Source organism: Thalassobacillus pellis, from assembly GCF_016908295.1.
GTDB lineage: Bacteria > Bacillota > Bacilli > Bacillales > Halobacillaceae > Thalassobacillus > Thalassobacillus pellis.
Genome location: NZ_JAFBDO010000001.1, coordinates 887,838 through 903,079, shown reverse-complemented (window position 1 = coordinate 903,079; position 15,242 = coordinate 887,838). Strand labels below are relative to the sequence as shown.

Below are 15,242 nucleotides of genomic sequence, written 5' to 3'. Positions count from 1 at the left end.
GTAAGAAAAGGACTCTCCTTTTACTTGGTCATCATCGCTAGATTGAGATAATTCTTTTCCTATACTTACAGATCTCCCTGCTCCTGACAGGGAAACTGAGCTTTTCCAAAGCAAAGATCGTCTTACTAGAAAACAGATGATTTCAAGAACGTGCTACTCCTATGTGACCATCCAGGTTTTGTTTAAATGGGCATTATGGTAATGAAAAAGCTGACGAGATTATTCGATATTCTTAAGCGTGCTGGAACATTGTTTCCTGCACTTTTTTTTCTTTAAAAAATAAAATAGGAGAAAAAATTTTAAAAAAGACACGAATAAAGGTTGAATTAATATACTTTATATTGCATAATAATTCATATCTCATTTTGAGCGAAGAAATTTTCACAGCAAAGGGGAGCTTAAGTAATGGAAAAAGAAAAAGTAGTTTTAGCATATTCAGGCGGTCTTGACACTTCAGTCGCAGTAAAGTGGCTGCAGGATAAATATAATTATGAGGTTATTGCAGTAGGACTTGATATTGGTGAAGGAAAAGATCTTGAGTTTGTCAAAAAGAAAGCGTTGGACGTCGGAGCGGTAAAATCATACACTGTTGATGCCAAAGAGCTGTTTGCTGAAGATTATTTATTACCTGCGCTTAAAGCGAATGTCATGTATGAAGGGCAGTATCCATTGGTTTCCGCGTTGTCCCGTCCATTGATTGCCAAAATTCTGGTTGAAATCGCCGAAAAAGAGGGGGCAGTCGCTGTTGCGCATGGCTGCACCGGAAAAGGGAATGACCAGGTAAGATTTGATGTGGCAATCACTGCTTTGAATCCTGAGCTGAAAATTGTCGCTCCAGTCAGAGAGTGGGCGATGTCCAGAGATGAAGAAATCGCTTATGCCAAGGAACACGGAATCCCTGTCCCAGTCGACGTCGATAACCCATACAGCATTGATCAGAATATGTGGGGAAGAAGTAACGAATGTGGAGTACTTGAAGACCCTTGGGTACAGCCTCCGGAAGAGGCATACGACTTGACAGTTGCTCCAGAAGAGGCCCCGGATGAACCAGAAGAATTGGAAATCACCTATATAAAAGGTAAGCCTGTAGCCATCAATGGGAAACAGGCGCCGTATGACCAATTGATACTGAAGCTGAACGAAATAGCAGGCAAGCACGGAGTTGGACGTATCGACCACGTGGAAAATCGTCTTGTCGGCATCAAATCAAGAGAAATTTATGAAACGCCTGCTGCCACCACATTGATTAAGTCCCACCAGGCGTTGGAAGCTTTGACATTGCCGCGTGAAGTCGCACAATTCAAGCCGATCATCGAACAGAAATTCGCACAGATGATTTACGAAGGTCTCTGGTACTCACCTTTAATGGACGGACTGAAGGCATTTGTAGAGGAAACGCAAACGTACGTGTCTGGGAAAGTGAAGATGAAGCTGTACAAAGGCCAGGCGCAAGTAATCGGCCGTAAATCTGAGTACTCGCTCTATGATTTCAACCTTGCTACCTACAAGCCTGATGATGCATTTGATCATGAAGCAGCACTGGGATTCATCAAGCTATGGGGATTGCCGACGAAAGTCCATGCGTCCGTCACACAGGATAAAAAAATCACGGGTAGTTCGCTTGATAAAGTCAAGCTGGACTTGAAAGAGGCGGTTAAATCGTGACTAAACTATGGGGAGGTCGTTTCACGAAAGCGACCAATCAACTCGTGGAAGAATATACAGCATCCATCGGCTTCGATCGCAAGCTTGCCAGGTTTGACATCATTGGCAGTATGGCCCATGTTGATATGCTTGCTTCCTGTGGGATAATCACCCATCAGGAAGCAGCCATCATCATGGAGGGATTAAATAAAGTTGATTATAAGCTGGAAGCTGGAAAAGTCGAGCTGGATATCGCCCATGAAGACATTCATATGAATGTGGAGAAATTACTCCATAACGAAATTGGTGCTGTTGCTGGAAAATTGCATACAGGAAGAAGCAGAAACGATCAGGTCGCCCTGGATATGCGCCTTTATCTGCGTGAAGTTGTTGTCGATACAGTAGAACAGCTCGCAGCCCTGCAAAAATCGCTCGTCGAACAGGCGAAGGTGAATCTGGACACGATATTGCCTGGATATACGCACCTCCAGCGTGCACAGCCTGTCCTGTTCGCTCATCACATGATGGCGTATGTGTTTATGTTCCAGAGGGATGCAGAGCGTTTGATGGATAGCTTTAAACGTATCAATCGTCTGCCACTTGGTGCCGGCGCGCTTGCCGGAACTACTTTTCCAATTAACCGTCAGCTTGTTGCAGAGCATCTGAATTTTGACGGGCTATGTGAAAACAGTCTGGATGCTGTCAGCGACCGTGATTTTGTAGTGGAATATTTATCGAATGCTTCGATGCTGTCCATGCACTTGTCGAGACTTTCGGAAGAACTCGTACAATGGTCGAGCACGGAGTTCAACTTCATTGAACTGGATGATGCTTTCTGCACGGGGAGCAGTATGATGCCCCAGAAGAAAAACCCTGACGTAGCCGAACTTGTAAGAGGTAAAACAGGGCGTGTTTATGGAAATCTGATGGGCATGCTGACTACCTTGAAATCTCTGCCGCTTGCTTATAACAAAGATATGCAGGAAGACAAAGAAGGAATGTTCGATACGGCCGAGACGCTTAAAGGTGCTCTTGCTTTGTTTGCCCCGATGATTGCATCCATGGATGTAAACAAAGAAGCAATGTACAAAGCAGTAGCAGAAGACTATTCCAATGCGACGGATCTAGCTGATTACCTGGTAGGCAAACAGGTGCCTTTCCGTGAAGCCCATGCAGTGGTGGGGCAGGTAGTCCTTCACTGCATTAACGAAGGACGCTATTTATTGGATCTATCTCTTGATGAATTCCGTAGCTTTTCACCGGATATCGAAGAAGATATTTATGAAGCACTTACTCCTGAAGCGGTGGTAGCAGCCCGTGATATTGCAGGAGGCACAGCGAAAAACAGAGTGACAGATCAAATAGAAGGAGCAGAAAGATCGATCAAGACAAGCGAGGCTTGGGTGGAATCTCTTCAGGCCGCTGTTAAGCTTGACGACTGACTGTGACAAAAACATAAACCAGGCTGCCAGGTTAAGAAATTATCCAGCAGCCTGGTTTTTTGTTCCAATATAAAAAGCACAGCAAAATGCCAGAAGTCCATTTACTGCGTGGAATTCAGAAAAAAGATACGGTCTGCAAGTATTGGATTTAAAAAAGATGGGCTGGTCAGGCACGGAAACTGCCTGCCAGAACATGAAAAAGATTCATCTAGCAAAGGTGAGCCAGATGAAGGAGAGTTCTTTCCGTCATAAGGAATTTCCAAGGAGCGAGGACTCTCCCACTCCTGCAGAAGAACAAGTGGGCCGAGATCGCCGATCGTGGGTTTAGCGAGGAAGCTCGGGCGCTCGTCCGCGGAAAGGGAAGGGTCCTTCGTTCCTGGCGGCAAGAAAAAAGCTTGCGGAGAACCAAAGGTTACTCCACAAGCTGAGGCTGGTAAAAACTTTTCTTTATTTATTCTTTTTCGTTCAGGATGATGCGCTCGAGATCATCGACCATTTTATTCGCTGCGATATATCCACCTGCTGTGTTCCAGATAGCATCACTTACTTCGTGGACGTCTCCTTCTTTCACAACATCAAGGTTTTGGAACAATGGGTCGTTCAGCCATTCTTTTTCCAGTTCGGTAGCTGCCCCGTCACCAGTTTCATAGGTGAAATAGAAGAGGATGTCTCCATCCATGGCAGGTATCCGTTCTTTGGTGGCTTTTTCCATGAAATCATTTTTATTTTGTGATTTCGGGCGTTTAAAGCCAATCTGCTCAAGAATGACGCCTGAGAAAGAGTCTTTATGATAGATTCGCACATGGTCAGGCATGAAACGGATGACAGAAACCTTCTGGTTCAGTTTGTCACCTGCTTTTTCAGCAAACTCACTTAAACGCTGATTGTATTCGTCGATCAATTGTTTACCTTTATCCTCCATGTTTAAAGCCTTGGCATATGTCATAAAGTTTGTTTGCCATTCCCCGCGCAGTGTTTCGGAGAATACTGTCGGGGCTATTTTACTCAGTTTTTCATAGATATCTTCCTGGCGCATTTTATTACCGATGATGAGGTCAGGCTTCAATGAAAGAATTTTTTCAATATTAACGTTGGATTCGTCACCTACTACTTCAACGCCTTCCATTTGGCCTTTAATGTGGTCATACCATGGGTCACCTGTCCAGGATTTTACCGCACCGACTGGCTTTACTCCCATGGCAAGCAATGCCTCTGTGCCTTCATTGGTCAAAATGACGACACGTTCAGGCTTTTCTTTGATAGTCGTTTCACCCATGGCGTGCTTAACGGTGTATGGTTCAAAACCTTCCGAGCTCTGGTTACTTTCACTTTCTTTGTCCTCAGAAGCATCCTTATTAGAAGTACCGCCACAAGCCCCCAGGACCAATGAAACAGCTAGCAGTAATAAGAAAGTTGGTAAGTATTTTTTTATCATATGCTACTCTCCCCTAATTGATTATGATTATCATTCACAATTAGTAGCTTATAAAAAAAAGATGCCTTCGTCAACTGATTTTGCAAAGATTTTGTTACAGAATTGAAAATGATTCTCAAAATCATTGACAGCGGGAAGAGGGACAAATAGACTAATATTGTAGGGAAAATTTCTAGTTTTCGTTTGAGAGGATAACTATTATGGTTTTGAGGACTGCCAAGGCGAAAGGAGCCGGAATCATTGGGGGACTCCTGTTGCTCATCTTATGTATGGGGGCGAGTGTCGTCTTGGGTTATACGGATGTAGCAATGACGGAAGTTTACCAGGCTTTCTTTCACTTTGATCATACCAACAAACATATCATCATTAGAGATGTAAGACTTCCAAGATCATTGATTGCCGGGTGTGTCGGAGCCTCGTTGGCGATAGCCGGCGTATTAATGCAGGCTTTGACGAGAAACCCATTGGCATCACCAGGGATATTCGGAATAAATGCTGGAGCAGCATTATTTGTTGTTTTGGCGGTTTCCTATATTCAAGCGATTTCCTTGCAGGGTATGACCTGGATTTCCTTCGCAGGAGCTGCTGTCGCAGCGTTGATTGTCTATATCGTGGGTGCAGTTGGAAGGCAGGGGCTGACCCCGATCCGGCTGACCCTGGCAGGAGCAGCTATTGCTGCCTTGTTTTCATCATTTACACAGGGCCTGCTGGTTTTAAATGAAAAGGCTCTTGATGAAGTGTTATTCTGGCTGGCTGGATCCGTTCAGGGAAGGGATCTGGAAAACCTTACGCCTGTATTGCCATATCTGGTTATTGCCTGGATCGGTGCGCTGATCATTTCCCGCCACATCAACATTTTGATTATGGGTGAGGATATCGCACAGGGACTTGGGCAGAGTACCGGATGGATTAAGGCGGTGGCAGGTATCCTTATTATTTTATTAGCCGGGGGAGCGGTGGCCGTCGCTGGTCCAATCGGCTTTATTGGAATCGTGGTTCCTCATTTTGCAAGATCGATTGTAGGGCAGGATCATCGCTGGGTGATTCCATATGCAGGCATTTTAGGTGCTGCATTACTACTGGTTGCAGATATAAGTGCAAGATATGTCATCATGCCGGAAGAAGTTCCGGTCGGTGTCATGACTGCAATCATCGGAACGCCATTCTTTATCTACATTGCCCGCAAAGGATTGAAAAGCACATGAGCAGATATCGCGTATTCCGTACAAAAAAAGATTGGTTCTCCTTTATTTACGATCCAAAATCGATCATCATATTCAGTTTACTGCTGATCGGTCTACTAATATTGTTTTTGTTTTCAGCTGCTTTGGGAGAAATTTTTGTCCACCCGGTTGATGTGCTTAAGCTATTCATAGGAGAGGGGACGGAAATGCATGCTCTTATCGTAAATTCCTTCCGGATGCCGCGGATTCTGACTGCCATCTTTGTAGGAATAGGGCTTGCGGTTAGTGGGGCAATTCTGCAAGGTATGATTCGAAATCCACTTGCCTCCCCGGATATCATCGGAATAACTGGGGGAGCTGGGGTAGCAGTAGTGGCATTTCTGGCTATGTTCAGTAATAAAGACAATGCCCTTACGGTAAGTATCCAGTGGATGCCATTTGCTTCTTTTCTCGGAGCATTGGCAGTAGGTTTCATGGTATATGTACTTGCCTATAAAAATGGAATAGCACCGATGACTTTGATTTTGATAGGTATCGGTATATCGGCACTGGCACAGGCGCTTACTACCATGTTTATGATCATGGGACCGATTTTCCGGGCTTCCCAGGCTAATATATGGCTGACTGGAAGCGTGTATGGCGCTAATTGGCTTGAAGTTAAAATCTTAATACCTATAATTCTTGTATTACTATTTTTTTCATTACTGGTAGCAAGAAGAATCAATGCTCAGGAATTAGGGGAGGAAACCGCAGCAGGGATAGGGGCTCATCTCCAGCGAGACCGGTTGATATTCCTAACCTTGTGTACCGCAATGACCGGAGTGGCAGTAGCCTTCGCTGGCGGAATCGGCTTCGTCGGTCTAATGGCACCGCATATCGCAAGACGTCTGGCGGGTTCCTCTTATGGAGCATTGATACCAGTTTCAGCCCTGATTGGAGCCATACTTGTACTGGGGGCTGATTTGATCGGGCGGACGATGTTCTCGCCGCTCGAAGTTCCGGCAGGTGTATTCACCGCAACGATAGGCGCACCGTATTTCATCTTTTTACTGTATAGAAGCAAGCGCTCTTAAAAGGAGAGAATGATATGAAAACGCTGATTGCTAATGATTTGTCGTTAGGCTATGGGGAAGAGCTCATCATTGATTCACTGGACATTACTATTCCTAAAGGAGAAGTCACCGTCCTTATTGGTGGCAATGGGTGCGGTAAATCGACTCTGCTTCGTTCTTTGGCACGTCTGCTAAAGCCGAAAACAGGTACAATCGTGCTGGATAATAAGGATATTGCAAAAATGCGGACGAAGGAAGTCGCCAAGAAAATGGCCATTTTACCGCAGACCCCTGTGACTCCGGATGGATTGACAGTACTGCAGCTGGTAAAACAGGGACGTTACCCGTATCAGAGCTGGGCCAGGCAGTGGTCAAAACAGGATGAGGAAGCGGTAGTTCATGCATTGGAAGCGACAAACCTGATGGAATTGAAGGACCGCTCTGTCGATTCCTTATCTGGCGGACAGCGGCAGCGTGCATGGATTGCGATGACATTGGCTCAGAACACAGACACCCTGCTGTTGGATGAGCCCACAACCTACCTGGATATGACACACCAGATCGAAATCCTTGATCTATTGTTTGATTTAAACCAGGAACATGGCCGCACGGTAGTCATGGTGCTGCATGATATCAATCTGGCCTGCAGATATGCGGATCATATCGTTGCACTGAAGGATAAAAAGGTGTATGCCCAAGGAAGACCGGAAGAAATTGTCACTTGCCAGATGGTACAGGATGTATTTGAAATGACATGTGATGTCCGGGAAGATCCTTTATTCGGAACGCCGATGTGCATACCCCACGGCAAAGGGCGCTGTATCGTTAAGCAAGTAGCCCAGGAACAACAACGTCAAATATCATCTTAATATACACCAAGCTTCTGCTGTTGCAGAAGCTTTTTTCTAATTTCAAGGGGGTTTGTGCCTTCTATTCTTCATTAGTTTAACGATTCGTTTCACATTAGCTGTAAAAATCGCCATCACGGCTTGGATGCACATGCTTTCAAAACCCGAAGTTGGGGCGACCTCATATCCGTGTCTATGCTTCAATTCGGTTGATTCTCGTGAATCGCATAGCGGTGGATGCTTGCCGCGGACATGTCCTCAAGCCTTCTTGGTCAAGAAGATCCCTTGACCAAGTGGACCTTCGGCTCGCGCTGTTCCCGCAGGCGTCACCACTGAACGCTCATCGTGGAATCAACAGAGGTAAATCGAAAAAGAATGATTTTCTTCTACAATGAGAGCAATAGTGATGGACTCGATGTTTCACTATTTTGATGTCGAAAAGTGTAAACTCTACTTTTTAGATGGGATGTTATAAACATGGGGCAAAAATCAAAAGATTAAAACGAAAAATATAACAACCTTTAAAAGCTCTTCTAGATTAGAAAGGAATTTTCAACAACAAAATACCCGAACAACTTGTACACAAATTGTTCGGGTTTACCTTTGATTATGAGGCTTTGAGCTAGTTTAAATTTATTACTCTCCTAACAAATAGCGCTCTTCATCACGGCTATGATGCCAGTTGACAATTAGCAGGCTATCATACATAGCCAGACGGTCTTTCGTTTTATCTTCCTTTTCTAGGTCCGCTTCGATTTGCGCTAGGATTTTCCTGAGGAGGTCGTGATCTCTGGTCAATTGCGCAATAGTTTCACTCATTTCCGGGTATTTTTTTTTGAAGTCCTGATACAAACCTTCCTCTTCCGAATCAGCATGGGAAATGATATGATCACGCCAATGTTCGATCAGGATTTCCTCCGCCTGCTTTCCTTCTTCATTCCTGCCCTCTTGGTATAAACGTTTTAAAACATCAGTCATATCTTTTACCTGCCCGTAAGCCGCTTCATGAATGGAGCGGTGGGCATTCAATTGTCGTAATGCAGGTCCGGACATCAATAATCATTCCTTTTTTGAAAGTCTTTTAGATGAATACCGCGTCGTTATCACGCTCTCTTGGATCTTTCCGGATTGGTACGCCCCCGGCGGTAAATAATGTATCTGCGCTTGATATATTCAAGCGGCAGGCTCCATACGTGAACAAGACGTGTGAATGGCCAGACAGCAAACAAAGTGAATGCAGCGAGAACATGGGCCTGGAAGCCCCAAGGAGCAGTAGCAAGCATCTCCGGCATCGGCCGGAAACTTAAAATACCACGGAACCAGGGGCCGATTGTGTCACGATAATCAAATTCCCCGCCTGTCGCTGTATACCAGGCTGTATTGGTGAAACCGACGACCGTAACGACACCCAGGAGTAAAAGCACGAATAGGTCTTTTCGGGAGCTGTTTCTGTTGACACGTTTGTTTTTCAGCCGGCGGGCGGTTAGCAATGCACCGCCGATAACCATAGCGGCACCAGCAAGTCCTCCGAACCACACTGCGCCAAAGTGGTACATTTCTTCTGTCACGCCTATCATTGGATAGAAGGATTGGGGTACGACAATACCTCCGATGTGACCGAAAAACACGAAGATTACGGCATAGTGGAACAGAATGCTTCCCCATTTCAAGAGAGGATCTGATTTTAAAAACTGGCTGGATTGTGCAGACCAGCCGAATTGGTCATGGTTATACCGGTAGATATGTCCGACAATAAAAATTGTAAGTGTAATATACGGGTAGGCAACCCATAATAGAAAATCAATTGGTGTCAACTAGCTTCATCCCTTTCCTATCGTTTTGGCTTCACGGCTTGCAACGATGGTGTCCAAGGTTTCTAAAGCTGCTGCGACTACATACGCATAAGGGGAACGTTGATTTTTCAGCTCTGCATATAACTGATCGATCGCCTTTTTATGGATATAGTATAGTTTTTGGATGAATTCATCCTCTGCTTCTGAGAGAAATTCCAGAATCAGGGGAAAGTAATCAGGAAGCTCATCATCTTTAATGAAATAGCCTGCCTTAGCGAATTCTAGTTTCAATTTTACAAACCCGAGGCCACGTTCCCGTTTGTCTCCAAATACGCCATAAGTAAGGTAGAGGGAATGCTCTCTGCTGAAGTCGAATTGCTTCACATAATTTTGACAGTACTCCAGCCATGAGACTGCTGTCACGTAATTCCAAAAATATTCAAGATTCTTTCTAGGCGGACTGTCTTTCAGGCTTTTGATGAATTGGTATGTTTCTTCCTGCTGGTACCATTCTTCCTCCGGATAGCGAAGGAAGATAGAGCACAGTTTAAGTATATTTCTATTGTCTTCCATCCTTCGCACCTCCAGAGACATCATCCCAGTAAGAATCTCCGAATTCGTATGGATCTTTCCATTCCCCGTTCAGGGCACAGGATTCACAACCTTCCATAAAATCAAAACCGGCATTTCCCTGATGAGAGAACATGTCTTCTGCCTGTTCACGGTGGGCCTTAGGAATGACGTATCGGTCACCGTATTTCGCGATGGCTGATAATTCATACATGTCCCGGGCCATTTGTTCAGAGATGCCTACCTCATCAATTAAGGTGGTATCCGGCTCCTTACCAAGGTCCACCGAGCGCATGTACGTCCGCATGGCCACAAGCTTCTTCAGCACATGGGAAACGAGCTTTGTGTCACCTGCTGTCATCAGATTCGCCAAATATTCGATCGGAATCCGGAATTGGTCAATTGCAGGAAAGACCACATTTGGATCCAGGTCGTTAAAATGACCATTAAATGCGTCAACGATCGGACTAAGTGGTGGAATATACCATACCATCGGAAGGGTCCGATATTCCGGGTGGAGCGGCAGGGCGATTTTTTGTTCACAAGCCAGCTTATAGACAGGAGACTCTTGTGCTGATTCAATCCAGTCTTCTGGGATGCCATCTTTTTTAGCCTGGGCGATCACTTCAGGATCGTTCGGGTCAAGAATCAGATCAAGTTGTGCCTGATAGAGATCCTGATCATTCGGTACGGAAGCAGCCTCCTCGACACGATCTGCATCGTACAGCACAATTCCAATATAGCGGATTCTGCCGACACATGTTTCGGAACAGATCGTAGGGTCGCCGTTCTCAATACGAGGGAAGCAGAAAGTGCATTTTTCCGCTTTCTTTGTATGCCAATTGAAATAGACTTTTTTGTAAGGACAGCCGGACATGCAGAACCGCCAGCTTCTGCAGGCATCCTGGTCGACGAGTACGATCCCGTCCTCTTCGCGCTTGTACATCGCACCTGATGGGCAGGAGGAGACACATGACGGATTGACGCAGTGTTCGCATATCCTAGGAAGATACATCATGAAGGCCTGTTCAAACTCGAATTTAACTTTCTCATCGACGCCCTGCATGTTAGGGTCTCTTTTACCGGTTTCGTGGACACCGGCCAAGTCGTCTTCCCAGTTCGGACCCCACAGGATATCCATATATTCGCCAGTCAGTTGGGACATAGGGCGGGCTACCGGCTGATGTTTCTTCTCCGGGCTGTGGACCAGATTCTCATAATCGTAGGTCCAAGGTTCATAATATTCATCTATATCAAGCATGTTCGGGTTATAAAATAAATTCAGAAGTTTATTGGCTTTTCCGCCAGCCTTCAAGGAAAGCTTGCCATTGCGCATTTCCCAGCCGCCTTTGTTTTTCTCCTGATTCTCCCATTCTTTTGGATAACCTATCCCAGGCTTTGTTTCTACGTTATTCCACCACATGTATTCTGCACCCGGCCTGTTTGTCCAAGTATTGTTGCACGTCACACTGCACGTGTGGCAGCCGATGCATTTATCCAAATTCATCACCATTCCGAACTGTGCTTTAATCTTCAAGCCAATCCACCTCGCTTCGGTCCATTCTCCGGATTTGTACTTGTTCATCACGCTGGTTTCCGGTTGGGCCATAGTAATTGAATCCGTAACTTAACTGAGCGTAACCACCGATCATTTGTGTAGGTTTGATATGAATTCTTGTCGGACTGTTAAAAGTCCCGCCACGGTCTTTCGTGATTTTCGATCCCGGCACATTGATCAGCCGGTCCTGGACATGGTACATAAACACAACACCTCTAGGCATACGGTGACTCGTAACAGCGCGTGCTACGACGACACCATTACGGTTGTACATTTCCAGCCAATCGTTGTCTTTGATTCCTACTTCATCGGCATCCAGGTTATTGAGCCATACATGCGGACCGCCCCGGAATAAAGTCAGCATCGGCAGGGTGTCTGCATAAGTACTATGGAAGGACCACTTGTAATGTGGTGTCAAGTATCGAAGCGTAATTTCTTTCTCATTTCCAGCTGGCTGATTATCATTTGTGTAAAAAGATGCTTTTTTCAATGGCGGTTTGAAAGTAGGGAGTTCTTCACCAAATTCAAGCATGGTTTCATGATCCAGGTAAAAGTGCTGTCGTCCGGTCAGCGTCCGCCATGGAATCATTCGCTCCACATTGGTCGTGAACGGGGAATAGCGACGGTTACCGGTTTCTGTCCCACTGAAAACCGGGGATGAAATCACTTTTTGCGGCTGGGCAGTGATTTCCGCGAATGAAATATGCTCCTCTGCTCGTTCTTCAGCCAGGTCCTTCAGCTTCTGGCCTGATTTTGCTTCAAGTGTTTTCCAAGCCTTCATGGCAAGGGACCCATTTGTAGTACTGGATAGTGTCAAAATGGCTTCCGCTGCATCAATATCGTTGTAAAGACTCGGGCAGCTCTGATAATATTCGGATTTTTTTGAAGGTCCAAGCATATCGAAAAGTTTTTCGTATTCCTCTTTTGCATCCCATGCCATTCCTTTGGCACCGATGGAATCCTTGATTTTCGGCCCGAGGGATATGAATTTGTCAAAGACTTTATGGTATTCCCGCTCTACTACCGTGACCTTAGGGAAATTCATACCTGGTACTGGTTTCGTACCATCTGTTTTCCAGTCATTTACCTGGCCATAAGGCTGAGCAATTTCATCTGTAGAATCATGAAGTAACGGAGTAGACACGGTGTCTTTCACAGTTTCCGGCAAGTAAGTTTTTGCCATGGTAGAGAAGCGTTTGGCTAGTTTCTTGAAAATATCCCAATCCGACCGGCTTTCCCAAGGTGGTGTAATCGCCGGGTTGAAAGGGTGGACAAAAGGGTGCATATCCGTTGAACTTAAGTCATATTTTTCGTACCATGTCGCTGCCGGAAGGACAATATCAGAATATAGTCCCGTCCCGGACATCCGGAAATCAAGGTTAATGAGCAAGTCTAATTTTCCTGTCGCCGATGGAATGTCCAAGTTGATTTCGGTAGTTTCCAGATCGTCGTTTTCTTCACTGAGATTATGACCATGAGTGCCGAGTAAATGCTTAAGAAAATATTCATGGCCTTTCGCGGAGCTGCCAATTAAATTAGCCCGCCAGACAAACATCGTTTTTGGAAAATTAACAGGGTCATTAGGTGATTCAATAGCAAAGTTCATTTTCTTTTCATTGATAGAATTAACTAAATCATCGATGTTCGCTTCCGGTGATTTCGATTCGTCATACATGGTAGTTGAATTCCTGTTGAATTGCGGATAGGACGGCAGCCAGCCAAGACGTGCAGCCAGCACATTGTAATCGGCAAGGTTCTGGTATTTCGGTTTTTCGATGAGCGGGGATGCAAGATCCCGGGTTTTCTGTTCTTCGTATTTCCATTGTTCTGTTGCAAAATAGAAAAATGATGTACCGTTCTGGAGACGTGGAGGTCCACCCCAGTCCCGGGCCATAGCAATGGTCTGCCACCCTTCAAGCGGCCTGACCTTTTCCTGGCCGACATAGTGCGCCCATCCACCGCCATTCACACCCTGAGAACCAGTCAACAGAACAAGGTTCAATACCGCCCGGTAAATCGTGTCGGAATGGTACCAGTGATTTATGCCGGAACCCATGATGATCATGGAGCGTCCTTTACTATCAATGGCATTCTGAGCGAACTCCCGTGCTATCTGTGCTACCAGTTTTGAGCTGACATTGGTGTATTTCTCCTGCCATTTTGGTGTGTACGGCCGGTCTTCTTCGTACCCTCCAAAGGTCTCTCCGGCTAAATTTCTTTTGACACCGCTTTGGGCACACATCAGGTCAAATACGGTTGTGACAAGGGTGGGGCCATCCTTCGTTTCCACCTTTTTGACAGGGATCGGGCTTTTGAATACGCGGTTGTCATCCTGTTCAAAGGCTGCAACGCAAATTTCTTCTATTGTGTCTTCATGTCCTTCTATGGATAAAGCAGGGGAGAGGGTTTCCACTTTGTTGACTTTGTCCGCTTTAAGCAGGTTCCAGTCTTTATTTCCGTCCCAGCGGTGGCCGATAGAACCATTAGGAACACCAAAGTCTCCTGTTTTTTCATCATATATGATCGTTTTCCATTCAGCCTTATCAGTAGCTAGAGACAGGTCACTGGCACGAAGGAAACGGTCAGCTTTTAAGCCGTGTTTTGTCTGTTTTAATGTCAGTAAATAGGGAAGGTCTGTGTAGGTTTTTGCGTAGTTGTCGAAATAAGGCACATGACGGTCTATGTAGAATTCCTGGAGGATAACATGGGTCATTGCCATGGCGAGTGCACTGTCCATTCCAGCCTGGACAGGCAGCCAATCATCTGCGAATTTAACAAACTCCGCGTAGTCAGGGCTTACGGCTACTACTTTGGTACCTTTGTAGCGGGCTTCGACCATGAAGTGGGAGTCTGGTGTTCTTGTTTGAGGGAGGTTTGACCCCCAGACAAGCAGATAGCTGGAGTTGTACCAGTCAGCACTTTCCGGTACGTCTGTTTGCTCACCCCAAATTTGCGGAGACGCTGGCGGAAGGTCTGCGTACCAGTCGTAGAAGCTGAGCAATACGCCGCCGATCAGGTTAAGGAAACGGCCGCCGCCTGCATAACTGACCATCGACATCGCTGGAATCGGAGAGAAACCAAAAATACGATCCGGACCATATTGCTGGATGGTATATATAAGCTGGGCGCAAATAAGTGTTTCGATTTCCTCCCATTCTGCTCGGACGAAACCGCCTTTTCCGCGTGCTTGTTTATATTGAGTGGATAGCTCCTTGTTATCGGCGATAGAGGCCCAGGCATTAACTGGATCTTTATGCCTTTCTACGGCTTCTCTCCATATTTTTAAAAGGGAACTTCTGATATAAGGGTAGCGAACGCGATGGGGACTGTATGTATACCAGGAAAAGCTTGCTCCTCTGGGACATCCGCGGGGCTCATATTCCGGCATATCGGGACCGGTGGTTGGGTAATCTGTCTGCTGTGTTTCCCAGGTGATGATTCCGTCTTTCACATGAATTTTCCAGCTGCAGGAGCCAGTACAGTTGACCCCGTGGGTGGAGCGGACTACCTTATCATGCTGCCAGCGACTTCGATAGTAGTTTTCTGTATTAGTCCGTGATTTTGGAGACATTTCGCTGTGGTCGGTTTCTGGCTGTGTCTTACCTAAGTACTTCAACTTTTGTAAAAATGGTGGAGTTTTTCTGGGCATTTTTCCATCTCCTTACATTTTTATGATGGTAAAACATGTATTTCAAAACCTTGTTATCTCTATGTTA

11 protein-coding genes are annotated in these 15,242 nt (G+C 45.7%); 5 read left to right on the top strand and 6 right to left on the bottom strand.

What is annotated here, in order from left to right; translation table 11 throughout:
* Positions 1-405: 405 nt before the first annotated feature.
* A complete protein-coding gene (locus JOC33_RS04235; protein ID WP_205091164.1) occupies positions 406-1,665 on the top strand; it encodes an argininosuccinate synthase in 1,260 nt (419 codons plus the stop codon).
* Entirely contained in the window at positions 1,662-3,086 is a 1,425-nt protein-coding gene (gene argH / locus JOC33_RS04230; protein ID WP_205091163.1) for an argininosuccinate lyase, read from the top strand. The genes JOC33_RS04235 and argH overlap by 4 nt, the downstream gene beginning before the upstream one ends.
* Before the next feature lie 451 nt (positions 3,087-3,537).
* Here argH and JOC33_RS04225 read toward each other — a convergent pair whose 3' ends face one another.
* The gene (locus JOC33_RS04225; protein WP_205091162.1) at positions 3,538-4,521 is read right to left on the bottom strand and encodes an ABC transporter substrate-binding protein; all 984 of its coding nucleotides are present in this window, start codon (positions 4,519-4,521) and stop codon (positions 3,538-3,540) included.
* Between the two features lie 200 nt (positions 4,522-4,721).
* On the opposite strand from JOC33_RS04225, the gene JOC33_RS04220 reads away from it, so the two are divergent.
* From JOC33_RS04220 to JOC33_RS04210, 3 genes are read left to right on the top strand one after another with little or no spacing between them, the layout of a single operon-like run.
* The gene (locus tag JOC33_RS04220) at positions 4,722-5,726 is read left to right on the top strand and encodes a FecCD family ABC transporter permease (protein WP_205091161.1); all 1,005 of its coding nucleotides are present in this window, start codon (positions 4,722-4,724) and stop codon (positions 5,724-5,726) included.
* On the top strand, positions 5,723-6,778 hold the full coding sequence (locus JOC33_RS04215; RefSeq protein ID WP_205091159.1) for a FecCD family ABC transporter permease: 1,056 nt from the start codon (positions 5,723-5,725) through the stop codon (positions 6,776-6,778). The genes JOC33_RS04220 and JOC33_RS04215 overlap by 4 nt, the downstream gene beginning before the upstream one ends.
* A gap of 14 nt (positions 6,779-6,792) precedes the next feature.
* On the top strand, positions 6,793-7,626 hold the full coding sequence (locus JOC33_RS04210) for an ABC transporter ATP-binding protein (protein WP_205091157.1): 834 nt from the start codon (positions 6,793-6,795) through the stop codon (positions 7,624-7,626).
* A gap of 615 nt (positions 7,627-8,241) precedes the next feature.
* Here JOC33_RS04210 and JOC33_RS04205 read toward each other — a convergent pair.
* The 5 genes from JOC33_RS04205 to JOC33_RS04185 are packed head-to-tail and all read right to left on the bottom strand — an operon-like array spanning position 8,242 to position 15,175.
* Entirely contained in the window at positions 8,242-8,658 is a 417-nt protein-coding gene (locus JOC33_RS04205) for a hemerythrin domain-containing protein (protein ID WP_205091155.1), read from the bottom strand.
* A 50-nt stretch (positions 8,659-8,708) separates the two neighbouring features.
* Positions 8,709-9,419 carry a respiratory nitrate reductase subunit gamma gene (gene narI, locus JOC33_RS04200; RefSeq protein WP_205091153.1) on the bottom strand — a complete coding sequence of 237 codons (711 nt, stop codon included), beginning with the start codon at positions 9,417-9,419 and terminating at the stop codon, positions 8,709-8,711.
* 6 nt (positions 9,420-9,425) lie between these two features.
* A complete protein-coding gene (gene narJ / locus JOC33_RS04195) occupies positions 9,426-9,971 on the bottom strand; it encodes a nitrate reductase molybdenum cofactor assembly chaperone (RefSeq protein WP_239533965.1) in 546 nt (181 codons plus the stop codon).
* Complete coding sequence (gene narH, locus JOC33_RS04190) at positions 9,958-11,505, bottom strand: nitrate reductase subunit beta (protein WP_205091151.1); 1,548 nt, start codon at positions 11,503-11,505, stop codon at positions 9,958-9,960. The genes narJ and narH overlap by 14 nt, the downstream gene beginning before the upstream one ends.
* Entirely contained in the window at positions 11,495-15,175 is a 3,681-nt protein-coding gene (locus JOC33_RS04185) for a nitrate reductase subunit alpha (RefSeq protein ID WP_205091149.1), read from the bottom strand. The genes narH and JOC33_RS04185 overlap by 11 nt, the downstream gene beginning before the upstream one ends.
* Between the last annotated feature and the right edge of the window lie 67 nt (positions 15,176-15,242).